The organism is Myxococcus qinghaiensis (assembly GCF_024198215.1).
Lineage (GTDB): Bacteria > Myxococcota > Myxococcia > Myxococcales > Myxococcaceae > Myxococcus > Myxococcus qinghaiensis.
Window position 1 is genome coordinate 1 of sequence record NZ_JAKCFA010000036.1, and the last position, 24,761, is coordinate 24,761.

14 protein-coding genes and 1 pseudogene are annotated in these 24,761 nt (G+C 67.9%); 8 read left to right on the top strand and 7 right to left on the bottom strand.

The features are described 5' to 3' along the window. Positions 1–8: 8 nt before the first annotated feature. From LZ199_RS47050 to LZ199_RS42095, 6 genes and pseudogenes are all read left to right on the top strand, one after another. Positions 9–221 (top strand): annotated as a pseudogene (locus LZ199_RS47050) (Ig-like domain-containing protein); the annotation flags it as partial. Between the two features lie 225 nt (positions 222–446). Then, the gene (locus tag LZ199_RS42075; RefSeq protein ID WP_253999452.1) at positions 447–1,367 is read left to right on the top strand and encodes a hypothetical protein; all 921 of its coding nucleotides are present in this window, start codon (positions 447–449) and stop codon (positions 1,365–1,367) included. A 133-nt stretch (positions 1,368–1,500) separates the two neighbouring features. After that, positions 1,501–3,027 (top strand): PEGA domain-containing protein, encoded by a 1,527-nt coding sequence (locus LZ199_RS42080; RefSeq protein ID WP_253999453.1) that lies wholly within the window; start codon positions 1,501–1,503, stop codon positions 3,025–3,027. Positions 3,028–3,096: 69 nt separating this feature from the next. Beyond that, the gene (locus tag LZ199_RS42085) at positions 3,097–4,515 is read left to right on the top strand and encodes an IgA Peptidase M64 (RefSeq protein WP_253999454.1); all 1,419 of its coding nucleotides are present in this window, start codon (positions 3,097–3,099) and stop codon (positions 4,513–4,515) included. Positions 4,516–4,668: 153 nt separating this feature from the next. Continuing rightward, the gene (locus tag LZ199_RS42090; RefSeq protein WP_253999455.1) at positions 4,669–7,536 is read left to right on the top strand and encodes an Ig-like domain-containing protein; all 2,868 of its coding nucleotides are present in this window, start codon (positions 4,669–4,671) and stop codon (positions 7,534–7,536) included. A gap of 162 nt (positions 7,537–7,698) precedes the next feature. Further along, a complete protein-coding gene (locus tag LZ199_RS42095; protein WP_253999456.1) occupies positions 7,699–11,046 on the top strand; it encodes a putative Ig domain-containing protein in 3,348 nt (1,115 codons plus the stop codon). A 168-nt stretch (positions 11,047–11,214) separates the two neighbouring features. On the opposite strand, the gene LZ199_RS42100 is transcribed toward LZ199_RS42095, so the two are convergent. Continuing rightward, positions 11,215–11,757 carry a hypothetical protein gene (locus tag LZ199_RS42100; protein WP_253999457.1) on the bottom strand — a complete coding sequence of 181 codons (543 nt, stop codon included), beginning with the start codon at positions 11,755–11,757 and terminating at the stop codon, positions 11,215–11,217. Positions 11,758–12,183: 426 nt separating this feature from the next. Between LZ199_RS42100 and LZ199_RS42105 the strand changes: the two genes are divergently transcribed. Continuing rightward, complete coding sequence (locus LZ199_RS42105) at positions 12,184–12,990, top strand: tetratricopeptide repeat protein (RefSeq protein ID WP_253999458.1); 807 nt, start codon at positions 12,184–12,186, stop codon at positions 12,988–12,990. A 67-nt stretch (positions 12,991–13,057) separates the two neighbouring features. On the opposite strand, the gene LZ199_RS42110 is transcribed toward LZ199_RS42105, so the two are convergent. The 5 genes from LZ199_RS42110 to LZ199_RS42130 form a co-directional block, all read right to left on the bottom strand. Beyond that, the gene (locus tag LZ199_RS42110) at positions 13,058–13,834 is read right to left on the bottom strand and encodes an SDR family NAD(P)-dependent oxidoreductase (RefSeq protein ID WP_253999459.1); all 777 of its coding nucleotides are present in this window, start codon (positions 13,832–13,834) and stop codon (positions 13,058–13,060) included. Beyond that, the gene (locus tag LZ199_RS42115) at positions 13,834–14,505 is read right to left on the bottom strand and encodes an SDR family oxidoreductase (RefSeq protein ID WP_253999460.1); all 672 of its coding nucleotides are present in this window, start codon (positions 14,503–14,505) and stop codon (positions 13,834–13,836) included. Before LZ199_RS42115 ends, LZ199_RS42110 begins: the two co-directional genes overlap by 1 nt. Before the next feature lie 166 nt (positions 14,506–14,671). Further along, on the bottom strand, positions 14,672–16,462 hold the full coding sequence (locus tag LZ199_RS42120; RefSeq protein WP_253999461.1) for a hypothetical protein: 1,791 nt from the start codon (positions 16,460–16,462) through the stop codon (positions 14,672–14,674). Positions 16,463–17,408: 946 nt separating this feature from the next. Further along, positions 17,409–18,152: an SIMPL domain-containing protein gene (locus tag LZ199_RS42125; RefSeq protein ID WP_253999462.1), complete on the bottom strand. Its 744-nt coding sequence runs from the start codon at positions 18,150–18,152 to the stop codon at positions 17,409–17,411. A 144-nt stretch (positions 18,153–18,296) separates the two neighbouring features. Beyond that, entirely contained in the window at positions 18,297–18,935 is a 639-nt protein-coding gene (locus LZ199_RS42130) for a hemerythrin domain-containing protein (RefSeq protein WP_253999463.1), read from the bottom strand. A gap of 434 nt (positions 18,936–19,369) precedes the next feature. Here LZ199_RS42130 and LZ199_RS42135 point away from each other — a divergent pair, with 434 nt between their 5' ends. Then, positions 19,370–20,353 carry a PDR/VanB family oxidoreductase gene (locus LZ199_RS42135; protein WP_253999464.1) on the top strand — a complete coding sequence of 328 codons (984 nt, stop codon included), beginning with the start codon at positions 19,370–19,372 and terminating at the stop codon, positions 20,351–20,353. Here the strand turns inward: LZ199_RS42135 and LZ199_RS42140 are convergent. Further along, positions 20,304–24,473 (bottom strand): two-component regulator propeller domain-containing protein, encoded by a 4,170-nt coding sequence (locus tag LZ199_RS42140; protein WP_253999465.1) that lies wholly within the window; start codon positions 24,471–24,473, stop codon positions 20,304–20,306. The two genes, LZ199_RS42135 and LZ199_RS42140, sit on opposite strands and share 50 nt — an antisense overlap. Positions 24,474–24,761 lie beyond the last annotated feature (288 nt).

The window sequence follows — 24,761 nt, forward strand, 5'->3', positions numbered from 1 at the left end:
TCCAGGCTGTGTTCTCCGAGCCGATGAAGTTGGACACCGTGACGAGCGCCTCCGTGCGACTCACCGTGGGCGGTGTGGACGTGGTTCGGACGGCGTCACTGTCGGGGGATGGGAAGACGATGACGGTGGTGCCGGGAGCCGCCATCTCGGCACCTGCCTCGGCGGCGATTGCGCTCACCTCGGCAGTGACGGATCTGGCGGGGAACGCAGTGAGGAACCCCTCGGAACCATGGAATTGGGCCTTGCCCTACTGGATTCCGTGGGGAGGAACCAACGTCCCCCTGCCTCTGGGACTCCACGACACCGGCGTTCACCGCATTGATTCATCCGGCAGACTTCTCGCGACGTGGTCCCTTCACACAGACCCTTCGGGAAGACCTCAGTTAAATCGATGGGGCGGCACTGATTGGGAGTTCTGGGGCGGAACCTATATCGACAGCGCCATCATGAGCCGCAACGAAGGTCCTCCTCTCTTGCTGGACAATACAGGCAATCCTGTCGTCGCCTGGGTGAGTGCCTACACTCATGACAAGACCCTGATTCACATCAGGCGATGGAACACTGGAGTCTGGCAGCAACTTGAATCCCCTACACCCGAAGTAACAGGTCTGCCACTCAAAATGCACCCCACTCTTCAGTGGACTCCTTCCGGCCAGCTCGCCATCGCCTGGGTCGAACACAACGCGACCCAAAGGAAGGTGTGCGTCAGCATCTTGAACGAACACCAATGGACCCCATTGGGAGAATGCCTTGCCGACACACTCGCAGGCCCTCTCAATCCGCATCTATCTCTGAACTTCACCTCGATGGGCATCCCGGTGGTGGCTTGGCTTGGAGAGGGATCCACTTCCGCTGTCACGGAAATCAAGATTCACTACCACTCCGAGGGGAAGTGGCAGGCTATTGATGACGACCGCGACACCGACTCAGGTAAATATATTCTCACCCATCCGGGGCCCAACAACAGCCTGTACCTTGTAGGATTCTCACCTCGTGCGACCCCTGCGACGTATGACCTGCATACTTATCACTATGCGCTGGAGCCCGACGCAAATGGGGGTGCCATCGGCGTCTTCCAGCCGGCATCGGAAACCGCCTCCATTCGGAACTTCTCGATCATCACGGACAAGGACGAGCGGCTCGTCATTGCTTGGGAGGAGGAGGTTCCTCAAGGCGGCACAAAGCTTCACCTCCGCCGCTGGTCTCATACCTCCTGGGACTCTCTAGAAGATGTAGCCCCCTTAGTAGGTTCGATCACGGTCCTACCCTCCTCTCTCCAGACCACACCTGATGGCAGCTTGGTCCTGAGCTGGATTGAGCAGACGCAGTCTGACACACGCATCCGCATCAAGCGATTCAACGAATGAGCCCAGCGTCTTGGCGAACAATCGTCCACCTCCGAACCGCAGTTGAGAATACGTCGACTCGACCACTAGCGTTCCCATGGCCCATGCACGCTCGCAGAACATCCGAGCAAACTCACCTTACGAAACCACTCCAATGACAGATTTTCGAATCATTGTTCTTCTCCTCGCGACCCTTCCGACACTCGGGCTCGCGGCACCTCGCCGTCTGGTCGTCGCGAGCGGAGACTGCAAGGACGCGGAGCTGGGCAGCCAAGCCAATGCGTTCCTCGGTGCCCTCGTCTCCCGCCCGGAGCAGGATGTCCTGAGCGCGTCTGGTTTCAGCGAGCGGCTCTTTCCACAACCTACGAAGAGCTACGAGGACCTCCAGCGGCAACTGGACTCCTCTCAGGACCACTTTTACGAGAGCCGGAACGGCAAGGCCGCCGTGGCCATCGACGAGGCCCTCCAGCAAATCAATCGACTGCCCGTGGGCGATGCGCGCTGGAAGCTCTACGTGAACGCCCAGCTCCTGCATGGCCTGAACTACCGCGCCATGGGCAAGCAGAAGGAGAGCGACACCGCGTTCCGGAATGTGTTGCGGCTCCAGCCCGCATACGAGCTCGACCCGGACTACTTCGCACCCTCGGTGCGCCAGGGGTTCGAAAAGCTGCGACGGGAGCTGAACCTCGCCCGCAAGGTGAAGCTCTCGGTGAAGTCCACCTTGCCTACCTCGGACGTGTATCTCGACGGCATCAAGATGGGCCAGACGCCCCTGACGCTCGACGTGTTGGCGGGCAGCTATGACCTCGCCCTGGTGAAGGGCGAGGCCATCAGCTTCCCTCGGCAGATTCAGGCGCAGGGGGCTGACACGCCGCTGCTCGTGGACCTCGCTTATGAGGGCTCTGTCTCCGCCACGCCGTTCCCTTGCCTCTCCGTGCCCGAGGCCAGCATGGAGCAGACCCTCAGTCATGCCGTCCGACTGGGCGGCACGCTCGGTGTCGAGGAGGTCATCGTCGTCCGCCTGGAGCGTCCCAGCAGTGGCCCCAAGTGGTTCGCCGCCACGGTGCTCAATGTCGAGGGCGGCCAGAAGCTTCGCGAAGGAGGCTTCAAGACACAGGGCCTGGATGCCCCAGCGGAAGCACTCTCGGCCCTGGTCGACTTCGTGACCACGGGTCGGTCTCCTTCGAACCTGGTGGTGATGAATGCCAACGGGCGTGCCCCCTGGGAGCAGGTAGTGACCTCTGACAAGCCTGGCACCCAGCATGGCGGCGGCATGGACGTCAGCGCTCCGGACCTTCTCTCAGACGGCATTGCGGACGCCTCAGGCCGACCCACACCGGCACTTCGCGTGGCGTCCTATGTCCTGCTCGGCACTGGCGTCGCCGCTTTGGGCGGAGCAGGCGTGGTGAGGTTCCTGGCCCAGAAGGATGTGGATGATCTTGAGAAACGGTTCGAGAACGGTCGAATCCTCTCCTCGGACCAGGAGGCGCTGCGGCTTCGCAACTCCCTGGTCCAAAAGAGCAATCTCCTCACGGGACTCCTCGTCGGCGGAGGCGCTGCCGTCGCAACAGGGGCCGTGCTCTTCCTCCTGTCGCCCTCGCCCCAAGCACCGCCGCCTGTCTCGGTGGGCGTCGCCACGAATGGCGAGGAGTTCTCGGCCAGCCTCTCGGGCACCTTCTGACGTCCACGCCTCCTAGGGAATTGCTCACCATCCGCGCCGACACCCTCGCCGCCGCATAGAGTGCCGCACATGACGCGTGCCCTTCTTGCCTTGCTCCTGGCCATGAGCGCTTCCGCCGCGGCCCCTCGAACCCTCCGGGTGGATTACTTCCACACCGGCAATGCCACCGAGGAACGCTTCAGCCTCGACAAGGTAGTCCTCGAGCCGCAGCCCTGGCCGGGCCATGCGGCACGCGCGGTCGACGACACCAACCTCGGCAAGTACCTCTTTGAGGTGAGGGACCGGGACACGAACCAGGTCCTCTTCTCCCGGGGCTTCGCCTCCATCTACGGAGAGTGGGAGCTCACCACCGAGGCGAAGAGCCAGCACCGCACCTTCCACGAGTCGCTTCGCTTCCCCACGCCCGAGCGCCCCGTCCAGGTGCTCCTCAAGAAGCGCGACGCGCAGAACGCCTTCCGCGAGGTGTGGTCACTCATCGTGGACCCGAAGGACATGTTCGTGGACCCGTCCTCGCCGCCCACTCCGGGCCCGCTGCTGAAGCTGCTGGAGAGCGGGCCGCCGGAGCAGAAGGTGGACCTGCTCATCCTCGGCGACGGCTACACCGAAGCGGAGCGCCCCAAGTTCGAGAAGGATGCCCGGCGCATGGTGGACATCCTCTTCACCTTCTCGCCCTTCAAGGAGCGCAAGACGGACTTCAATGTCTGGGGCCTGATGCCGGCCGCCGCGCAGTCCGGAATCTCCCGGCCGTCCACCGGCATCCACCGGCGTTCTCCCGTGGGCACCACCTATGACGCCTTCGGCAGCGAGCGCTACATCCTGACCTTCGACAACAAGGCCTTCCGCGAGCTGTCCGCCTTCGCGCCCTACGAGTTCGTCGAAATCCTGTCCAACGGCAACACCTACGGAGGCGGAGGCATCCTCGGCCTCTACGGCACCGTGGCGGCCGACAGCCTGTGGGCGCCCTATGTCTTCGTCCACGAGTTCGGCCATCACTTCGCCGGCCTCGCCGACGAGTACTACACCTCCGAGTCCGTCTACGTGCCCAGCGCGGACCGGCTGGAGCCCTGGGAGAAGAACGTCACCGCGCTCAAGGACCCGGGGCAGCTCAAGTGGAAGCATCTGATGACGCCCGGCACGCCCCTGCCCACGCCGTGGAGCAAGGAGGCGTATGAGACACACTCCAATGACGTGCAGAAGCGCCGCCGGCAGGTGCGTGCCCAGCGCAAGCCGGAGTCCGAGATGGACTCCCTGTTCGTGACTCAGCGCGACTGGGAGGAGAAGTTCCTTTCCTCGCAGAAATACTCGAACAAGGTCGGGGCCTTCGAAGGGGCCAACTACGAGGCCCGGGGGTATTACAGACCCCAGCTCGACTGCGTGATGTTCACGCGGGACCGCGTGCCCTTCTGCGCGGTGTGTCAGGACGCGATTTCACAGGTCATCGACTTGTACGCGGGTCCGAGACCTCAGGCATCCCGCAAGTCTCCGTGAAAACCTGACATTTCAAGGGATTCCTGCGTGACATGGCGGTGTCACGGGGGCCCCGCAATGGACCCTCTCCAGGTTCAGGTGTAAGGGGGGCGAGTTACTACCTGCATCCCTGGAGGGGACCGCATGCAGAAGCGAAATTGGCTTGCAGCGCTCATGACCGCCGTGCTCGTCACGCTGGGCACGGGCTGTGGAGACGAGTGCGTCGACCAGTTCGACTGTCGCGCTGACAATGGCCAGCCAGACCCGGGCAAAGAGTGGGCGTGCAACGACGGAACGTGTGAGCAGAACACCATCAACGTTCCGACGCCGGACTCGGGCACGCCGGATTCGGGCACACCCGACTCGGGTACTCCGGATTCGGGCACCCCGGACTCGGGTACTCCTGACGCGGGCGTGACCTGTACCCCGGCGTGCGCTGCGGGCGAACTGTGCGACGTCAGCTCCGGTACGGGCGTGTGCAAGACCTGCCGCGACTCTGCCACTGGCATCAACCAGGACGAGGGTTGCTCGGCTGCGGCTCCTGTCTGCGACACCACGGGTGCCGGAGGCAAGGGCGTGTGCACCGCGTGCCGCGACACAGCGCAGGGTGGAGCTCAAGACCTGGGATGCTCCGCGGCAACGCCGGTTTGCGACACCGCCGCCAGCAACGGCGTGGGCGTCTGCAAGGCCTGCACGGATTCAGCGCTGGGCAACGCCCAGGACAACGGCTGCTCGCCCACCGCGCCAGCCTGCGATCCGGCCGCCAACAGCGGCGCGGGCGCGTGCAAGGCATGCGTCGACTCCGCCACGGGCACGGGCCAGGACGTCGGCTGCTCGGCGACGGCTCCCATCTGCGACGCCGCGGCAAACAACGGCGCGGGCGCGTGCAAGGTCTGCGTCGACTCGCAGACGAGCCCCGACTTGGGCTGCTCTTCACCCACCAACATCTGCGACCCGACGGGCAACAACGGCGCTGGTGAGTGCAAGGTCTGCAACGCCACCGAGGGTTGCCAGGGTGGGCAGACGTGCAACGCCACGGGCACCGCCTGCGAGGGCTGCGCGGACAACGCGTCGTGCGCTCCGGAGACGCCGGTCTGCCGCACGGACACCACGCCGACGGTGTGCGTCGAGTGTACCTCGGACAACACCGCCCACTGCGATGCGACCAAGCCGGTTTGCAACGCCAACTTCCTGTGTGGCTGCTCGGACAATGTTCAGTGCGCAGCGGTGCCGGACAGCGCGCGTGACTTCTGCGACCCCTTGGCCAACAACGGTCGCGGTCAGTGCGAGGTCTGCCTGACGAATTCCGAGTGCGCGAACGCGGACCCCAGCAAGCCCATCTGCAACAACAAGACGGCATGCGTGCAGTGTCTTACGAACGCGAACTGCGGCATCACCCAGGTGTGCAACACCACGACGTTCGCGTGCGAGTCCTCCGGCCCTACGCCGGCGGACACCACCGCGCAGATTCAGGCCATCCTGACGGCCGCTCCTGGAACCATCAATCAGGCAGTGACCGGCGCGTTCGTCACGGCCATCAAGGCCGCCGCCCCGGGTCAGGCGGCTACCGAGCCCGTGGGCTTCTTCATCCAGGCCGAACCCAATGGCCCCGCTGTGTTCGTCTCCGACGCGGCGGCTCTGGCGCAGGTTGCTGTGGGTGACCGCGTGAACCTGACCGCCACGGCGAAGGCGGAACCGAACCTTCAGAAGACCGTGACAGCCGTCTCCGACTTCTCTCGCATCAGTCAGGGGCACCCGGTGAAGAACCTGGCAACCCAGACCCCCGCGGGTCTCGCCGTGGATGTCTCTGGCGCAAATGATCTCGTGACGGCATTGGGGAACTACGAGAGCGAGATCGTCTCCATCAGTGGCACCATCGCCAACAGTGGCGGTGGCGTTGGGGCTGGGTTCACCGGTTTCCAGTTCACGACCACCGGCATGACCGCTGCCAACAACAACTTCCGGCTTCGGATGCCCATTGCCCTGGGTCAGACGCTGGACATCGTCCAGGGTTGCACGTTCACCTTCGTGGGCCCCATGTGGCGGTTTGATGCCGCTGCGCAGCCCTCCGCGTCCACGGCGGCTGACCTCACGCTGAGCTGCGTGGCGCCCAAGCTGCTGAGCGCCGCGGCGTCCTCGCTGACCACCGTGACCCTGACGTTCGACCGCAACATCTCCGAGGCGAGCCTCACCAACCTGGCAAGCCAATTCACCTTCACTGAGGGGCTGACGGCCACCGCCGCGCAGGTGACTGGCAAGCAGGTCTTCCTGACCACATCCACCCAGACGGCGGGCACCTCGTACACCCTCACCGTCGCGAACACGGTGAAGGATACAGCTGGCGGCTCCGTGGTGGCTCCGAACAACACGGATGAGTTCAAGGGCTTCCGCACCGCCGCTGTGGTGCGGATCACCGAGGTTCAACCGAACATGGCGAACAGTCTGGACCTGGTCGAGCTCCAGGTTCTTACGGCGGGTACCACGGACGGATTGGTGCTCCAGCAAGATGTCAACGCGGCCGTGGTTCTTCTGACGTTCCCCGACGTCAACGTCGCGCAGGGGGACATCATCGTCGTCCACATCAATGAGGCTGCCGCGTACCAAGGCGAGACCACCGCCAAGGACCAGTTCCCCAAGGCCACCGTGGCCGCCAACTACGACAACGCCTGGGACTTCAAGGGCGGCGCGACGGGCATCACCTTCTCCAGCCGCATCTTGCTGGTCAAGGATGCTGCCGGAACGATTCAGGACGCGGTCTCGTTTGCACGTACGAGCGGTACTCCTCCCGGCGCGTTCCCTGGCAACCTGCAGGCCATCCAGGCTGCTGGTCAGTGGCTGCCTGCGGACTGCGGCGGCGCGCCCTGCTCGACGACCTCAACGCCGACGGCTGCGCAGGTCTCGGCCGACTGGACCACCATCCCGTCGACCGCAGCCTCGGTGACGCCGGAGACGGACACCATTCGCCGCGTCAGCGCGACCGACACCAACGCGGCTGCGGACTGGGCCGTCGGTCCTCAGTCGTGGGGCGTTGCGAACCCGTAGTCTGACTCGGTCCTACTGAGACATCCTGGCCGCGGTCCCTTCGGGGGCCGCGGCCTTTTTCTTGGCCGCATTACCTGACGCGCGCTTGAGCTGTCGTCAGCGCCACGGATTACAGTGCCCGCTCTCACCTGGGGCCTCGGCCCCTACCGGTCCGGAGTCTCCATGCGGTTCCACAGCGCCCTGGCGCTGCTGCTCGCCCTCAGCCTCTCCGCATGTCCCGGCTCCAAGCCCATCACGCCCCTGCTGCCTGAACAGGACGCCGGTTCGACGCCTGCCGACGCCGGTCCGACTCCCACCGACGGCGGCCACAACTCGCTCACCTTCGAGACCTCCACCCTCTCCGACGCCTACGTCGGTGACGCGTACGCCGCGCCCCTCGCCGTCTCCGGTGGCTCGCCGCCCTACGCGTGGTCCCTCGTCGGCGGCGCCCTGCCTCCGGGACTGGCCCTCCTCGACTCCGGCCGCATCGAGGGCACCCCTTCCGCTGGTGGCACATCCACGTTCAGCCTCCGCGCTACCGACGTCCACGGCGCCTCCGCCACGCACGAGCTCTCACTCATCACCTACCTGCCTCCCGCGCTCGCTCCCGTGAGCCCTCAGCTCGTCTATGTCCGCGACAACATCGCTCGCGCACTCGAGTCCTCGGGAGGCAAAGCCCCCTTCGTCTTCACCACGCCGGGCCCGCTGCCCCCAGGTCTCACGCTCGCTCCCGAGGGACTCCTCCATGGACAGCCCACCCAGGACGGCTCCTTCACCTTCGAGGTCCTGGCTCGCGATGCCAATGACCGCACCACGGCGCGCTCCGTCACCTTCACCGTCGCCGCCCTGCCCTCCATCTCCACCCTGTCGCTCTCCGATGCGACGCTGAGCGCCCCCTATCAACATGTGCTCAGCGCCACGGGTGGCCGGGGCTCGCTCACCTGGACACTCGTCTCCAGCTCGCCGCCTCCTGGCCTCACGCTCTCGTCCCAGGGCATGCTGAGCGGCACCCCTTCCTTCAGCGGCACCGCGTCCATCACCGTCCGCGTCTCCGACGAGTACGGACGCACCGACCAACGCACCCTCGCGCTCATCGTCTACGCCCCACCCGCCATCACCAGCACCCTGGGCGACGGCTACGCCACCACCGCTTACACCGCGTCCCTCACCGCCTCCGGAGGACGCGCTCCCTTCACCTGGTCCGTCGCCAGCGGCACCCTGCCCTCGGGCCTCTCCCTCGCGCCGAGCTCGGGCATCCTCTCCGGGACCCTCGGCTCCAGCGTGGGGACACACAACCTCACCCTTCGCGTCACCGACAGCTCCGGCCGCAGCAGCACTCGCGCCGTCACGCTCTCCGTCTACTCGCTGCCTGTCGTCACCGGCGCGGCCACCTCGCTCGATGGCTACGTCACCGTCCCCGTGAGCGCGGTCTATGGGGCTTCCGGTGGAAAGCCGCCCTACACCTTCGACATCCCCAGCCCCTTGCCCTCCGGCCTCACGCTCTCCAGCGACGGACGCCTCACCGGCACGCCCTCCGTGCCCGGGCCCTTCTCCCTCCAGGTCCGTGCCACCGACGCCAACGGCCGCAGCGCCCTTCGCCCCCTCGCCCTCAGCATCTACGCGCTCCCCTCCATCACCACGAGCACCCTCCCGGAGGCCGACACCGGCGAGCCCTACTCCGCCCCCCTCTCCGTCTCCGGCGGGAAGGCACCCTTCGCGTGGAGCATCGTCTCGGGCTCGCTGCCCACCGGATTGTCCCTCTCCAGCTCAGGCACGGTGAGCGGCACCACCACCTCCGGCAGCACCAGCTCCTTCACCGTGCGCGCCTCCGACACCAACGGCCGCGTCGCGGACCGCGTGTTGTCGCTCACCGTGTACGTGCCCCCCTCGGTGACGACGGCCACATTGCCCAATGCCATCTCCGGACAGCCCTACTCCGCCACCCTCGCCGCGAGCGGGGGACGCTCGCCCCTCACCTGGAGCCACGTGGGCACGCTGCCCACCGGCCTGTCCCTCTCCTCGAGCGGCGTCATCTCTGGCACTCCTACCGTCCAAGGCACCCGGTCCTTCAGCGCCGTCGTCCAGGACGCCAAGGGCACCTCCGCCTCGCGCTTGCTGTCGCTCACCGTCAGCAGCTCGGGACAGGTGCTCACCGTGGGCCACTGGAACATCGAGTGGTTCGGCGCGGATACCCAAGGGCCGCCCAGCTCCACCTCACCTGGCGGCGCAGTCGATGACCTGCAGATTGCTCACGCTGGCGACATCCTCACGGACACGGGCGCAAACGTGTGGGGCCTCGTCGAGATGGTGGACAGCGCGGACTTCGAGGTCCTCAAGGCCCAGCTTCCCCAGTACGACGGCTTCCTCGCCAACGACTGGACCTACGTCTCCAATGCCAACTTCTGGTACTCCGCCGGCGAGCAGAAGCCCGGCATCCTCTACGACAGCAGCCTCGTCTTCCAACACGCGGAGCTCATCCTCACCGCGAACGACTACTCCTTTGGAGGGCGCCCTCCCCTGCGCGTCGACTTCACCACCGTCATCAACGGCGCCTCGACTCCCATCACCGTCATCGTCCTGCACATGAAGGCCTTCGCCGATGTGGAGTCCTATGCGCGCAGGCAGGAGGCCAGCAGCGCGCTCAAGGCCTATCTCGATGCACTGCCCACCGCGCGTGTGTTCGTCCTGGGCGACTGGAATGACGACGTCGACCTCTCCATCACCAGCAGCGGCGGCGTGAACCTGCCCACGCCCTTCGAGAACTTCCTCGACGACCCCACGCACTACACCTTCATCACCCAGGTCCTGTCGGAGCGCTCGGAGCGCACCACCACCGAGTACTCCGACACCATCGACCACACGCTCGTCAGCAATGAGGTCGCTGCCGTCTACGTCCCCAACTCCATCCGCGTCGTGCGTCCCGACATCGGTACTCCTCGCATCGACAACTACAACAACGTCGTCAGCGACCATTACCCCGTCGTCAGTCGCTATGACTTTGGCGGAGGCGGCGAAAGCACCGACGGGGGAACCTCGACACCTCCGGCGATGCTCATCAACGAGGTGCTCGCCAATGAGCCCGCCTTCCCCAATGCCGACGGCGGCACCGTGGCCGATCCCGACTACGAGTTCATCGAGGTCATCAACACCGGCGGCTCCACCGCGGACCTGTCCGGCTGGTCGCTGTGGGACTCCAACGGGGTCCGGCATACCTTCGCCACCGGGACGCTCGTCGCGCCCGGCCGCGCGTATGTCGTCTTCGGCGGTCTCCGAGGCTTCCCTCCCAACACACCCGACACCGTGCCCGCGTCCACGGGAACACTGGGCCTCAACAATGGCGGTGATGGCGTGAGCTTGCGCGACTCCGCGAGCGCTCTCATGGACGTGATGACCTATACGGGCACCGTGGACAACGTGTCCCTCAATCGCTCACCCGACGCGTTCCCGGGCACCGACTTCGTTCTCCACACCACGCTCAATCCCAGCCTCGGCTCGTCACCGGGACGTCGCGCGAACGGCAACGCGTTCTGACCCAAGGTCCCCGGCACCCCGCATGGTGGGTTGAGGCTCGCGGGCGGCTCGCACGGTTCACGCGCGTCGCCACACACCGGGGTGCGGCCCTGGTGCCCGGAGGGCAGCTCACGGACGCGCAGAGGGCGCCTCGTGCTCACACGCCGGACCTCTTGCTCCGTCGTAAGCTCACGGGCGCGCGGAAGGCTCGTCGTGCTCGCGCTCCCGGACCTCTCGCTCCGTTGGAAGCTTCGGTGCCTGGGGCACCACCACGTCGACCTGTCGCGCCACCCAACCTCCGGGGCCGTCGTCGTACGTGACTTCGACGGAGTCTCCCTCTCGCATCGAGGCAAGGCCCACTGGATTCCCGTTCAACCGCAGCAGCGAGTCCGGCGTCACCTCGACATCCCGCTCCTGTCCACCCGTGTCGCGGATGAGCAGCTCGTTGTCGCCCACCCACTCCACGCGTCCCGACACGCGCCCCGTGGGCTCGGGGCGTCCCGAGCCCCCCTGTCCCATGCGGCCCTGTTCGTCCGGACCTTTCAGCGCCTCGGGGTCCGGCGCGCGCTCCCGGGAAGCGACCAGGTCTCTCAACAAGGCCGAGCGCACCTCACGGTCGTCCGCCGACGGACTCTGCGTCGTCACCTCGTCCTCCTGCCGCTCGCAGCCGCTCCCCAGCACGCCCGCCGCGAGCGCCAGCGCCAACCGCGTTCCTTGGCGTGTGCGGTCCATCGTCCCCCCGTGCTCCCGCATGCGCGTCAGTGCCAGCAGGCCTGGGCGCGACGCGCCCCGCCCGTTCACCCCCCCGTCAACATGCGGACGCTCCAGGCAGCCGAGAACCCGGGGCACCCGCGCCCCCAGCCCCGAAGCACGATGGGCAGGCAGCCTGGCGCCTCGCCACTCGTGCGCCAGGGCAAGGCTTCAACTGGAGACGGCCCGCTGGGGGCTTCTCTGGGAGAGCGCCCCGAGGAAATCCCAGACAGGGCCCCTGGACATGGGCCTCGGGTCGCTGACACCGCGCGCTGATGGCCTTCGAGGCCGCGGTCAGGCTACGAGGACGCCGCGACCTTCGACTTGTGAGTCCCTGTGAATCCGCTTCCCCTTCCCAAAGAGCGCCACCTGAGGCCGCTTCCCTTCTTCTCGGCGCAGAAGGGCGGCATGTGGCTGTTGCTCGTTGTCGTCTTCGTCATTTCCTACAACGCCACGTCTCGCACCAGCTCGCTGCGCGAGTACCTGACTCCTCCGGTGCTGGCCATCGGCGGTGTCTCGCTGTTCCTCGCGCTGTTCGCCTTCTTCTTCTGGCGCGTTCGCAAGTGGAGCGTGGCCTACAACCAAGGCGTCTCCTTCTTGAGCGCGGGTGACGAGCGAGAAGCGGCCCGCTGCTTCGAGGAGGCAGCACGCCGCAGCACCCAGGGCGCCCAGCGGGCTGTCTCCGTCGCCATGGTCGGACAGTGCGTGCTGGCCTTGGGGGAGGCCCCACGCGCGCTCGAACTCTTCGGCTCGGCGGAGCGCTCCGGCGCGTTGCGCAGGCCCGTTCCAGCCATGCACCAATGGCTGCCCAATCTGATTGCCCTGGCCTGGCTCATCCAGGGAGAGCCGTCCCCCGCGCGCGAATGGTTGGAGGAAGGGCGCAAACGGGCTGGGAAGTTGCCTCCTTCGTACGCGCTGCTGCCCGAAGTCGTTCTGCGCTGCCACGAGGGACAGAACAGCGCCGCGTTGGCGCTGCTCACGGCCCGAGGGGGCGAGGCGGACGCACTGGGGGGACGTGATGCCCGCCGGCTCAAGCTCGTCAGGGCCTTCGTGCTGGATGCCCTGGGCCCTACCACGCATGCGGCGGACATCGAAGCCACGCTGACAGCGGCACGGCTCGGTCGCCCCGATGACTTCGATGCACTGTCGGCCCAGTGGCCGGAGCTGCGCGACTTCATGGAGCGCAAGGGCCTGAAGACCGCTGTCGCCGCGTAGGTGGTGCACCGAAGCGAAGCTGGTGTCCTGAAGCGAAGCCGAGGCATCCAGCCGTTCCGGGAATGAGTCAGAACGCGGGCAGGTCCGACGCCAGGTGCGCCGACAGGCCGCCGTCCATCACCAGGGCACTGCCGTTGACGTAGCCGCTGAAGGGCCCGACGAGGAAGGACACCATGCCCGCGACTTCCTCCGGCGTGCCGAAGCGCTTCACGGGGATGCGCTCCAGCAGCCGCGCGCGCACGGCCGGGTCCGCCTTCGCCAACATCTCCGTGTCGATGTAGCCCGGACAGAGCGCGTTGCAGGTGATGCCATAGGCGCCCCACTCGGCGGCGATGGACTTCGAGTACCCCACCACCGCGTGCTTGGTCGCCGCGTACGTGGACGACTGCGCGCCACCGAAGAGCCCCATGATGGACGCGATGTTCACGATGCGTCCGTAGCCCTGCGCCTTCATGCGCGGCAACGCCCAGTGACACAGGTTGCGCACACCCGTCACATTCACGCCGAACAACTGGTCCCACTCCGCGGTGCTCACCTCGTCCACGCGGTGGAAAGGCCCGCCCACCCCCGCGTTGTTCACCAGCACCCGAGGCACGCCCAGCTTCGCCTCCAGTCGCTCCATCGCCGCGCCCACCGCGCGCTCGTCCGCGATGTCACAAGCCAGCGGCCAGACCCGCCCACCGGCCCGCGTCAGTTGCTCCTCGAGTCGCCCCAGCGCCGCCACGTCCCGCGCCAGCAGCGCCACCTCGAACCCCTGCCTCGCCAGCTCCGTGGCGATGGCCGCGCCAATTCCACGACTGGCCCCAGTGACAATCGCGACAGGGGCCTTCGACTGCGTCTCCATCAGAGGACACCTCGGGGAGGAACGAGGCGCACCTCGTCCACCCGCACGTTCAACGGCTTGGTGGAAATCTCCCAGATGCATTGCGCCACGTCGTCCACGGAGAGCATGTCCTCGGGACTGAACTCCGGCCGGGACTTCCAGAACGACGTGTACACCGCGCCCAGCGACACGAGCGTGGCGCGGATGCCCAACGCCTTGCCTTCTTCGTTCAACACGCCCGTCAGCCCGCGCACGCCGTGCTTGGACGCCGCGTAGGCCCCGTTCATCGGCAACGTCAGGTGGTCACTCACGGACCCGATGTGGATGAGCCGGCCTCCGCCTTGGGGCTTCATCCGCCGGAACGCCTCGCGCGCGCAGAGGAACGTCCCTGTCAGGTTCACCTCCAGGCTCCGCCGCCAGTCCTCCAGGGACAGGTCCACGAGCGGAGTGAAGACGCCGACGCCCGAGCAGTTGACGAGGACGGAGATGGGGCCGAGCGCCGCCTCCGCCTTGTCGAACATCGACACCACGGAGTCCTCACGGGTGACATCCACGTGCACCGCGTCCGCGGTCTCCGCCGCCACGTCGTTCGCGGCGCACAGGACGCGCAGGCCCTCGGCGCGCAGCTTCCGCGTGACGGCCTGGCCGATGTCGCCCGTGCCTCCGACGACGATGACGTTCCTGCCGCTCACGTGCCGTGCCCTCCCTCGGGCTCACCCGCGCGAGTCACGCGGGGCGGGGAGTATGTCGGACCGGCGGCGGAAAGGGGGCGCTCGTGTCGCCCCCCTGCTCACTGTTCGTCGCTGGGAGTCACCCCGAGAGCGGGCCACTCGCTCCCAGGGAAGCCCTGGCCACCGCTCAGGCGGCGTTGCTGCGCTGGCTCAGCCGGGTGCCCTCGGGCGAGTTGTCGATGTGCACGCCCATTTCGTCCCGGAACACATCCAGCAGATAGGGCAGCACGCCGATGGTGCCCGCCCGCATGCGGTGGTGCAGCGCCAGGTCCTGGTTGGTGAACCGCCGCTCCGGGTGGGGACGCTGGAGCAGCGCGTTGACCTCACGCTGGACGTTCTCCAGCGCGAGCAGCGCCGAGCGCTCCAGCGTCAGGTACTCCGCGGTCGCATCCGCGATGGCGTCCGCCTGCTCCATCCGAGGCCCCGAAGTCGCACCCGCGCGCTCGCGGACCAGGGCCCGGAGCTGCTCGCGCGTGGACTGGTACACCGCGTCGTGCACGGGCGTGAAGATGTCCTTCAGGCGGACCAGCGACTCCTCCTTGAAGTTGCTCATGCCCCGCTGGGCGCGGTCGAACATCTCGACGTAGCGCTCCTCCGCCCAGTCACGCTGCGTCGCCGTATGCAGGCGCGTAATCTTCATCATCGACCAGTCGTGCTCCACCCGCTCCTTCATCCGACTCCAGAACCCACCGGGCGCGTCCTCCACCTGGCCCACCGCCGAGCGGATGTGCCCATAGGCGCGGCACATGTAGCTCCACAGGTTGAACTGGAGCGAATAGAGCTGGAGCCCGAGCTGCCCGTAGTCCACCCCCGGCACGATGTCCTTCGCCCACGGGAAGTCCGACGACGGAGCACCCACCACCGGCCTGCCGTCCATCACCGTCTGGAAGTACTCCTCCATCAGGTTCGGCGGACCGGCGCACACCCCGCGCGAAGACAGGTAGTGGTTGTCGCGGTCCGACACATAGAGCAGCTCCGCGGAGGAGATGGGCGTCTCGTACGTCATCGGCTCCTCCGGGAGGAAGAGCATGTACGCCGCCACCATCCGCACGCCGTCCGTCACCCGGTAGATGTTGGAGAGCACCGGGTCCAGCGTGCCGTTGGGCACCGGGTCGTTCGCGCGCATCAACATGTAGGACGGCACCGCAAGCACCGCGCACGCCACCGCGTGCAGGTCTCCCAGCCGCCAGCGTCCATCCGGAAGCACCGTGTCGGGGCGGAGGAACGCCTGCCGCACCGCGAGCACCGCCTGCATCATCGGCTTCCAGTGCTTCATCATCGACTTGAGCGCCGTGACGTTCATCGGCGCGTTGTTCCGGTAGCGACTGCCCGGGAAGTGGCAGGCCTTGAACTCCGTCTCCACCTTCATGCGCATGGACTCGGGGAAGGTGTTGCTCTCCCCGATGTGCCGACCCTCCGCGTCCAGCGCCGGGTGGGCGATGCGGTACACCGGGAGCACCGCCTCCATGAAGCCCAGCTCCAGCGGACTCCCCGAGAGCCGCTTCATGATGCTGGCCGAGTCCGGGTTCCACCACAGCGGCTCGGTGGGCGCGTCGCGCCTGGCCTCCGCCTCCAGGTACTTGCGGTGGCTCTCGCTCTCGAAGGTGAGCGTCGGGGCCTCCCGGGTGACGATGCCTTCGGCCAGCAGCGCCTCCAGCAGCTCCTTCATGCGCTCCCAGGGATAGGGCTCGCCCGGCGTCCACCGGGTGGCGGCCCCCGCCATGAAGGAGTCCTCGAGGCAGAGCTGCTCTCCGAAGGAGTGCAGGTCCTGCTCCTCGATGTAGATCTCCTTGGTGCCGTAATAGATGTGCAGCTCGGGCTGGCCCTCCGGCGAGTTCAGGTACTCCTTGATGAAGCGACGCCGCATGGGCACGTACAGCGTCTCATGGGGGTCCACCGGCACCGGTTCCTGACTCACGTGGAAGCTCCTGGAAGGCCTTGAATGAAACAGTCGCCAGCGAGCCGGTTCTCGGCCCACCGGCGACCGGTGTCAGCTCACCACTGGAAGACTACTCGAGCGGGGTGGCGATGATGACGCCACCGGCACAGCCACGGCCGCCACCTGAGGGCGCCGCAATCGGACCTGCACGAACGCGAGTCTTGATCTTCATGGACTGCTCCTTGTGTGAGTGAGGACTGGATGTACGAACGAGACGAGCAGACTACTCGAGCGGGGTGGCGATGATGACGCCACCGGCACAGCCACGACCACCACCGCTGCCAACGCCAGTATCCATCGGACCTGCACGAACGCGAGTCTTGATCTTCATGGACTGCTCCTTGTGTGGGGTGAGGATTGGCTGCTCCGCTTCACGCAAGGAACAACCCATGCGGAAACGGAGTGACAATTGAAGCGGGATTGCTTCTGCCGGTCAAGCTGCGACAGTTACGTGAGTTTCAACTCAACACCCGTGACTGTAATTATTGCATCGCGGTTTCAGGCTGGGAAATGGCGCAATGCGCCACATTCCCTTCGCGATACACGCACCGCGGCATCGACGTCCAGACTACTCGAGCTCGACGGCGACGATGACGCCACCGGCACAGCCACGGGCTGGGCCAGCACGAACGCGGGTCTTGATCTTCATGGACTGCTCCTGGGTGAGAGAGCACTGAAGCTCCGGTTCACGCGAGGAGCAAACCTCACGGACTCGGAGAAACAATTGAACCGGGATAAGTCCGCGAGGTCAAGTTGGAGTTCACAGCGCTTTCGCCGGAATTCCCGTGTCATGGATTCAAGCTCCCGGGGAATACCACCCAGCGGGTGATATCGAGACAATGACACGACCCGTCGCAATGCCTCTCCAATCCATCCGCCTCACAGCGAGGGCCCGCCGCAAGCAGGCCCTCGCGAGACGTCTGACTCAGCGCAGCGGTTCGATGACGTAGATGAGCGTCACCTTGGCCTGCACGGTCTGCTCCTCCGGCTGGATGGGCGTGGCCACGCGGGCATCCGCGGACTCCGCCATCGCGAAGCGCGCCGGGTAGAGCTGCGGCGACTCCGTCACCGTGCTCGCATCCACCACCGCGCCCAGCTTCACGTTCAGCGCCGCCGCCAGGACTTCGGCCGACTTGCGCGCGCGCGCCACCGCCTGCCGCAGCGCCTCACCCTGGACCGCGTCCTGCTTCGCCAGTCCGAAGCGCACCTGGTCCACCCGGTTCGCCCCCGCCGCCAACGCCTGGTCCAGCAGGCTGCCCACGCGCGACAGCTCCGTGAGGTGCACGCTCACCAGGTTGCTCACCCGGTAGCCCCTGAGCTTCGGCTCCGTCTCGTTCGGCGCCGGAGGCCCGTAGTCCGGGTACACCGAGTAGTTGCGCGTCTGGATGTCCTTGCGCGCGATTCCCGCCGACGTCAGCGCCGCAATCACCTTCTCCATCTTCTTCGCGTTCTGCTCGCCCGCCGTCTTCGCGTTCGGCGCCAGCGTCTCGACGGCCAGGTCGATGAAGGCCTCGTCCGGCTGCGCCTTCACCTCGCCCGTGCCCTCCACGCGCAAGGTCCGCACCGCGGGGTCCAACGGCGGGCGCGGCTGGGACTGCGCGGACGCGCCCAGCGCGGTGAACAGCACGGCGGTGAGCAGCAGGGAACGAACGGACTTTGCGTGAAGCATGGTGCCTCCTCGGGCGGGATTCCGGTACGGCGGGGGTCGTGATGCCGCGGCCATACTCCTCGGGACGGGCCCCCACCCCCGACATTCACGCCCCCCTCGGCACGAGAGGGCGGAGCACGCCCCGCCCTCTCCCGGGAGCCGACGTCACGGACTCGCGGCGTCCCCTGCCTCGTACCCGGGGGCCGGGGGCTGCTTCGCGCCCCGCCCCGTGACTTCCCGCACCTTCGTCGTCGCCTTGCGCCGCGCGGCCCTCAGCGCGTCACGGCCGATGTCCATCACCGCCGACATCGCGCCCGCCACCAGGTTGCCCGGCGGCGTGTCCGGAGCCAGCGGGTGCGGCCGGGTGGGCGCCGCCTGCTTGGCGCTCTCCAGCAAGGCCCCCAGCTCCCTCAGCTCCTGCGGCTTGAAGGCCTTCTTCACCGCCGGGAAGAGCGTGGTCTCCTCCTCGAGCACGTGCGCCCGCACGTTCTCCATCAACACGTACACCTTGGCGTCGAAGCGCTCCGCCTCCGCGGGCAGCTCGTCCAGCTCCGACAGCACCCACTTCACCACGTGGTGCTCCTCCAGCGAGCGCAGCACCTCCTCCTTCATCGACTCCGAGCGCGTGCGCACCGCCGGGTAGAACACCTGCTCTTCGATTGCGGCGTGCACCGACAGCTCCAGCACCATCTGCTCCACCAGCTTGCGCTTGAGCTTGTGGGCATTGGCTCCCGCCTTCTCGAACCTGCGGAAGAGCTGCTCCACCGTCTTGTGGTCCGTCTTCAGCAACGCGATGGCATCCATGATTGATTGCCTCCCTGAGGTCCTGGGGGCCGCGCATCCCCTCCATGGAGCGCAAGGCTCCTGGCGCGACATGTCCTGGATGGTGGGGATGACCTCGCCACGATGCCGAAGCGACGTGGGGAAGGCCCGCTCCCCCGCGACCCCGGCAGGCGGCCAGGAGGTCCGCGCCCTGGAGAACGAGAAGGGCCACGAAGGCTCCCGCGCGAGAACTTGTGGGAAGGTTCTAGCCCCCCGACAGGAGAACCTGTTGCCCAGATGAGGCAGCGGCGCTCCCTGGGAGACACCTCCGCGCCCCCCCGAGGTCCAACCAGCGTCGGGGAAGCGACGCACCGACCGCCCCCTGGTTCAATCCCACGCGGAACCACCCCTGCTCAATCTCTCGTCGCGGTGGGTGATGGACTCGTCGCGGTCGCGGGAAGGGAAGAGGGGACGCAGTGAACACCTTGATGAATGATGCTCAGCGCGTGCGCGTGGCTCGGATTTCAAACGAGGCCGAGGCCGTCCTGTCGTACGAGCTGGTCGCGGAAGAAGGCGGGGCGCTTCCCCCGTTCGAACCCGGCGCCCACCTGGACGTGCGCGTCCCCGGCAAGGACTCCGTGCTGCGCTCGTACTCGCTCTGCAACGACGCGGAGGAGACGCACCGCTACGTCATCGCCGTGCAGAAGGACGCGCGAGGACGGGGCGGCTCACGCGGCATGCACGAGCGCGTGCGGGAAGGCGACGTGCTGGTGGTGAGCGCCCCGCGCAATGACTTCCCCCTGCTGTTCGCGCGCAGCTACGTGCTGGTGGCGGGCGGCATCGGCATCACCCCGCTGTTGTCCATGGCGCGCCAGCTCCAGCGGACCGGCGCGAACTACATGCTGTACTACTGCGTCCGCACCCCCGAGCGCGCCGCGTTCCGCGAGCTCCTGTCCACAGCGCCGTTCGCGGACCGGGTGCGGTTCCACTTCGACGGCGGAGACCCGGACAAGGGGCTGGATGTGTCGGGGCTGCTGGCCACGCGAGGCGCCGGCACGCGGCTGTACTGCTGCGGCCCCTCGGGCTTGATGAAGGCCGTGCGAGAGGCGACCACGAAGCACCGCTGGCCCTGGGAGAAGGTCCACTTCGAGTCCTTCGGCGCCGAGTGCAACGTCGCGGCCCTGGGCAAGGAGGACACCGACTTCGAGGTGACCCTCCGCAGCACGGGGCAGGTGCTCAGCGTGCCCAAGGGACAGTCGCTGCTCAACGTGCTGCGCCGCAATGGCGTGCGCGTGGCCAGCGACTGCGAGGCCGGCTCCTGCGGCACCTGCGTCACCCGCGTCTGCGAGGGACAGCCCGAGCACCGCGACACCTTCTTCCAGCAGGAGCCCGCCGGAGACGAGCGCATGCTCATCTGCGTGTCGCGCGCTCGCTCCAAGCGGTTGGTGCTGGACCTGTAACCAGGCGCGCACGGGCGACTTCGGCCCGGACCACTCCTCTGAGGGCCTCCGGGTCGAAGGGCTTCTCCACGCGCGGGTTCTCCACCCGCTCCAGGAAGGTGCGCGCCGTCGGCGTGAAGGCCCCGCCGGTGATGAAGACCATCCGCTCCGCCACGTCGGGCGCGGTGCGCACGAGGGCCTCGTAGAGGTCCATCCCCGTCATCTCCGGCATCATCAAGTCGCACAGCACCACGTCATAGCGCTGGGGCTCCAGGCCATTCAGCCGCTCCAGGGCCTGCCGCGCGCTCACCACCACGTCCACGTCGTTCTCTCGCGCCAGCGTGCGACGGATGGCCCCGCTCACCAGCGCATCGTCGTCCACCACCAGCACCCGCCCCCGCACCGGAGGCGGCGGGCTCTCCACGCGCGGGGCATCCGTCACCACCGCGCTCGTCCCCGGCAGTACGCCCGCGTCACCCACCGGCTCGGACCTCCGGGCCATGGACTCCAATGCAGCGGTGTCCACGCGGGAGGCGCGCGCCTCGGTACCCGGTGTCCCGGCGAAGGACGGTGGACCCGGAGCTCGCGAGGAGCCCCCGTCCAGCACACGGCTCGCGGCCGTGACGCTCGGAAGGGCGGTGCTGGAGGACTCCAAGCCGCTGGACGAAGCCGGACGCTCCGTCCCCCACCTGGCTTCAGGCGGCGGCTCCCACTGGGTCGGCGCGCTGATGGGCGACGCGGGCCGCTCCGCCGCGGGCCTCACGTGCACCGTCGGGAAGCCCAGCGGAGAGGTGTCTCGCTCCGACATGGGCCGCGAGTCGGAGGAGATGGTCGGATAGCCCGAGGGTGAGGAATCCCGCTCCGTCACCGGCCGTGCTCCTGGCGTTGACTCGGACACCCCGTCGCGCGTGCGCCCTCGTGCCTCCGACGTCAACGCCGCGCCCGCGTCCCTCGCGCGGCGCAGCGCCACCCGGAACACGGAGCCCTTGCCCAGCTCGCTCTCCACGGAGATGGTGCCGCCCATCGCCGTCACGTACGCGTGGCACAACGACAACCCCAGCCCCGTGCCCACGCCCACCGGCTTCGTCGTGTAGAACGGGTCGAAGATGCGCCCGAGCGACTCCGGCGAAATCCCACTCCCCGTGTCGCGCACCTCCGCCAGCACCCAGCCGTCCGGGCCGCCGCGCGTCACCAGGCGCACCTCGTTCTCCTCAGCCCGTCCCTCCGGCAACGCCTGCGCCGCGTTGATGAGCAGGTTGAGGAACACCTGCGCCAGCCGCGCCTCGTTCCCCTCCACCCGCGTCACGTCGCCGTAGTCGCGCACCACCTTCGCGCGCGGACGCAGCTCGCCCATGGCGATTTTCACCGCCGAGTCGAGCACCGCGCTCAAATCCACCGGCCCCTGCTTCTCATCGTCCGGCCGGGAGAAGGTCTTCAAGTCGCGGACGATGCGGCGCACCCGGTTGGCGCCATGCAACGCCTCGCGCAGCGCCTGCCCCACCTCGCGCAGTCGCGTCCCCGCGTTCCGCGCCTCTCCCAGCTCCTTCGCGAGCGCGTCCGACTCCTCGCTCGCGTGCTCCAGGTTCGACACGATGTACGCCAGCGGGTTGTTGATTTCGTGGCCCACGCCCGCGGCGAGCTGCCCCACCGCCGCCATCCTCCCCGCCTGGACGAGCTGCGCCTGCGTCTGCCGCAGCGTGCGCACGTTCGACTCCAGCTCCTCGTTCGCCCGCGCCAGCTCCCGCGTGCGCTCCTGCACGCGCGCCTCCAGCCACCGCTCGCGCGCCTTCAGCTGCCCTACCCGCAGCAGGTACACGCTGACGCCCAGCATCCCCAGCCCCAGCACGAACAACACCCAGAAGTCCGTGCGCTGCCAGAGGCTCGGTTCCAGCAGCACGTCCAGCGACACCGGCTCCGTCCAGCCGCCGTCCCGGCCCTCCGCCTGCACCTCGAAGCGATAGCGCCCGGGCCGCAGCCCCGTGTACGTCGCCCGGCGAATCTCCGCGCGCACCCAGCCGTCGTCGTGCCCCACCAGCCGGTAGCGGAACGGCAGCCGCACCGCGTCGCCTGGCGTGAAGGCCGTGAAGCGGATGTCCAGGCGCGAGCCATCCGGCCGCAGCTCCACCGGGCCCGTCACCGGCACCAGCTCGCCCTGTACCCGCACCTCCTCGATGCGCACCTCGGGAGGCTGCCGGCTGGCGCGCACGCGCACCGGGTCCACGACGATGGCGCCCTGGATGGTGGTGAACCACAGCCGCCCGTCCCTGCCCCGCCACCCCGACGGCTGCGTGTTCCCGTTGCACTCCGCGGTGCGCATGCCGTCAATCTGGTCGAACCCCATCACCGCCAGCCGCGAGCGGCGCCCGTCAGCCACCTCCTCCAGCTCGCGCAGCGACACCCGGGACACGCCCTTGTTGCTGCTCATCCACAGGTGGCCGTCCCCGTCCGGGACGATGCTGAACACCGCGTCGTCATAGAGCCCGTGCTGCGACACCGAGTAGCGCGTCCACGCGCCCTCCTTCCACCGCCCGAGCCCCGTCTCCGTGCCCACCCACACCGTGCCGTCCGGCTCCGCCAGCAGCGCCAGCACCACCTCGCCGGGCAGCCCGTCCTTCACCGTGAAGCGCTGGGGGCCCTTGCCCTCCTCGATGCGCCACAGCCCGCCCTCGGAGCCCAGCCACACCGCGCCCGTCGCGTCCTCGGCCATGACGATGATGGGCTCGGCCGACAGCCCCTGCTTCGTGCCGAACACCGTGACGTCGCCGCCGCGCACCCGCGCCAGCCCCTGCCGCGTGCCGAACCACTGCGTCCCGCGCGAGTCCACCAGGATGGACGTCACCACGTGGTCCGGCAGCCCCTGCACCCGCGACGACTTCGCGAAGCGCTGCCCGTCGTAGCGGAACGCGCCCGCCTTGGAGCCCACCCACAGCGTGCCGTCCGGCGCCTCGTGCAGCGCGGTGATGACCGGGTCCGTGCCTCCCTCGAAGTCCTCCATGCGGCGGATGTGCCCGTCGCGCAGGTAGAACAACCCTCCGCCCACCGTGCCCAGCCACACCGTGCCGCGCTTGTCCTCCAGCACCGTGCTGACCGTCTCGTTGTGCAGTCCCTCGGGGATGCCGTACGTGGCGAACGGGCCGTCACGCAGGCGGAACAGCCCCGAATAGGTGCCCACCCACAGCGCCCCGTCGCGGTCCTCGAGCAGCGAGAGGACTTCCGCGTCCGCGAGCCCCGCGCCGTGCAGCGGTGAGCTGAAGCCGGCCACCTCCCGCCGCACCAGCCCGCCGCGCCGCGTGCCCACCCAGAGGTTGCCCTGGCTGTCCGCCAGGAGCGCGGTGACGGTGGCCGGCAGCCCGTCCGTCGCCGTGAAGCGCGTGGCCACCACGCCATTCCACGAGACGAGCCCCGTCTCCGTCCCCATCCACAGCGTGCCGGCGACGTCCTGGAAGAGCGCGGTGACTTCCGGTCGCTCGTCGGGGCCCGGGACGGGAAAGGGCGTGCGCCGCACCTGCCCGCCCTCCAGCAACGCCAGGCCCGCCTTGGTGCCCACCCACAGCCGGTTGTCACCGCCCGCCCGCGCCAGCGCGGTGATGAAGGAGCCCGGCAGTCCGTCGGCCTCCGTGTACTGACGCGCCAGGCCCTCGCCCAGCGGCACCTGCCAGAGGCCCCCGGTGGTGCCCACCCAGAGGGAGCCCTCGCCCACGAGCAGCTCCTCGACGCGCACCCCCTCCAGCGGCGCGGAGGCACCGGGGGCGCGCTCGAAGCGGCCGTCCACGTAGGACACCAGCCCCTGGTCCGTGCCCACCCACAGCACGCCGGAGGCATCCTCCGCGAGCGCCTTGATGGTGTGGTTGCGCAGCTCCGGCGTGTTGCGCTTGTCGAAGACGACGAAGCGCGCGCCGTCGAAGCGCACCAGGCCCTCCCAGGTGCCGAGCCACACGTAGCCGTCTCGCGTCTGCGCGAGCGCCAGCAGGCTGTTCTGCGGAAGCCCGTCGTCGCTGCGCCACGAGTCCTGGCTGTACTGGGACACCCAGCGCTGAGGGTCCAAGGCGAGGCCCGGCCGCGCCAGGACGACCCCGGCCAGCAGGAAGATACCCACGAGCCCGCGCCAGACGGCGCGGAGCCGATGCCTCGGGACGGACATGACGTCCCCCAGTGTCCGGCAGAAACGCCCCAGAGGCCAAACCTCGGGCATTCACCCACAGTGGAACGTTGGCCGTTAACGGCCTCGGCGACAGCGGCGGGGGACGACCTGCCCCCCCACGACTCCCAAACTTCCCCCCGCCGCTGTCGCCTCGTACGCCACCACCGCCGGCACCCAAGAGCCGTGCTCCCGGGTGACCGGGGCCATGGCCCAGCGCTCCTCGCTTCGAGACCCCGGTGGTGGGTGGGGTCTCGCCGCATCGCGCTGAAACCAAGATGGGAGCCACCT

Bases quoted from the DNA above. Each gene is read 5' to 3' on its own strand.
- LZ199_RS42095 (WP_253999456.1), top strand. From the start codon at position 7,699: ATGCGGTTCCACAGCGCCCTGGCGCTGCTGCTCGCCCTCAGCCTCTCC.
- LZ199_RS42130 (WP_253999463.1), bottom strand. From the start codon at position 18,935: ATGGATGCCATCGCGTTGCTGAAGACGGACCACAAGACGGTGGAGCAG.
- LZ199_RS42080 (WP_253999453.1), top strand. From the start codon at position 1,501: ATGACAGATTTTCGAATCATTGTTCTTCTCCTCGCGACCCTTCCGACA.
- LZ199_RS42085 (WP_253999454.1), top strand. From the start codon at position 3,097: ATGACGCGTGCCCTTCTTGCCTTGCTCCTGGCCATGAGCGCTTCCGCC.
- LZ199_RS42110 (WP_253999459.1), bottom strand. From the start codon at position 13,834: ATGGAGACGCAGTCGAAGGCCCCTGTCGCGATTGTCACTGGGGCCAGT.
- LZ199_RS42100 (WP_253999457.1), bottom strand. From the start codon at position 11,757: ATGGACCGCACACGCCAAGGAACGCGGTTGGCGCTGGCGCTCGCGGCG.
- LZ199_RS42125 (WP_253999462.1), bottom strand. From the start codon at position 18,152: ATGCTTCACGCAAAGTCCGTTCGTTCCCTGCTGCTCACCGCCGTGCTG.
- LZ199_RS42105 (WP_253999458.1), top strand. From the start codon at position 12,184: ATGTGGCTGTTGCTCGTTGTCGTCTTCGTCATTTCCTACAACGCCACG.
- LZ199_RS42075 (WP_253999452.1), top strand. From the start codon at position 447: ATGAGCCGCAACGAAGGTCCTCCTCTCTTGCTGGACAATACAGGCAAT.
- LZ199_RS42140 (WP_253999465.1), bottom strand. From the start codon at position 24,473: ATGTCCGTCCCGAGGCATCGGCTCCGCGCCGTCTGGCGCGGGCTCGTG.
- LZ199_RS42090 (WP_253999455.1), top strand. From the start codon at position 4,669: ATGACCGCCGTGCTCGTCACGCTGGGCACGGGCTGTGGAGACGAGTGC.